Below are 1,413 nucleotides of genomic sequence, written 5' to 3'. Positions count from 1 at the left end.
TGGAATGTCAACAGTAAATTGGACAAAAAAATTAAGGTCTTAGATTAGTCATGTTACTTTATCTTGTTCGCCGCCTTTGACACCTGTTGGGGTTCGTGGTGTGCATCTGATGGCGGCTGGGAAAAATAAATTTATACTTAAATCTCAGCCGCATGCGAAGTGTACCACGAACCCATCGCTTTAATCGATAGGAATGGTGGGGCCCCGTCCCCTTCCATCGTATCGAAAAAGCGGGCACAGGTGTCAAAGACAAGCCCGTTGGGCGGCTCTGATCAATGCACTTTATAGTGTTCTATTACATTCCTGACTACTTTGTTTCATCATTTTATATTCTATTGGAGTTAGGTAACCTAATGATTCATGAATACGAATGTTGTTGAACCAATGGACAAAATCAAATAGTTCACGGTCTAATTCTTCTTGACTTTCAAAAACTCTTCCATTGATAAACTCGGTTTTAATCGTTTTAAATGTAGCTTCTGCAACGGCATTATCGTAGGGTGTCCCTTTCTCACTTAATGATCGTTTAATTCCAAATGTGAGTAAGGCATTGTCAATGAGTTTGTTTTTGAACTCACTACCTCGATCTGTGTGAAATAACCCCAGCTGATTAAGGTCGCATTGAACGGACGCAAAAGCTTGATGAACTAATGCTGCGTTTTTATAAGGTCCGGAACTATAACCAATTATTTCTCGATTAAATAAATCGACAAGAATACAAATGTAGTGCCACTTCTGTAAAACTCGGACGTATGTTAAATCACTTACAATAACTTTCAATTCTTGTTGCTGTTCAAATTCACGATTTAGTGTATTACCAACTGGTGATTCATTAGGAGTTGTTTTAGTTGGTTTATATTGCGCAACGGTATACTTGGATGCCAAACCTTGGCTTTTCATAATGCGTCCTATCCGACGTCTTGAAACTGTCCAATCGAGCTTTCTAAGTTCTTCCTTAATCTTTCTTTGGCCGTAAATTTTTCTGCTACTATTGAAGATGTCGATAACTTGTTTTGTTAGTTCGTTCTCTTTATGGTTGTCACGAGCTTTGGCTTCATAGTAATACGTGCTTCTTGGAATTTGTAGGACGTGGCACATTGCTGATATCGAGTATTTGTGGCGGTTATTCCGGATTACATCTACTTTCGTCCTATTATCAGCGCGGCTTGCTTTAAAATATCATTTTCCATTGCTAGCTTTTGATTTTCTTTTCTCAAGCGAATCAATTCTTCTTGTTCCGGTGTACGATTATCTTTTTCTGCAAAAGACCCGCTGTTTCGAAATTGCTTCACCCACTTATCGAATGTTGATGGGGTTAATTCATATTCTTTAATAATTTCAGATCTTGGTTTTCCTGAAGTGTAAAGTTGGACGATTTGTTCTTTGAATTCATCTGTAAAGCTTCGTCTTGAA

Annotated in this window: 1 protein-coding gene; it reads right to left on the bottom strand. The window is 38.3% G+C overall.

The window, feature by feature from the left end; translation table 11 throughout:
• Positions 1–282 precede the first annotated feature (282 nt).
• Positions 283–1,413, bottom strand: a protein-coding gene (locus FPQ13_RS13055) for an IS3 family transposase (protein WP_144089739.1) whose coding sequence is annotated in 2 segments (ribosomal slippage) — positions 283–1,175 and positions 1,175–1,413 — 1,132 coding nt annotated over the 2 segments. Because the reading frame shifts where the segments join, the coding sequence is not laid out codon by codon here. This gene is flagged as partial in the annotation.

The organism is Allobacillus salarius (assembly GCF_007559425.1).
Lineage (GTDB): Bacteria > Bacillota > Bacilli > Bacillales > Alkalibacillaceae > Allobacillus > Allobacillus salarius.
This window is presented reverse-complemented; position numbering and strand designations above follow the sequence as displayed.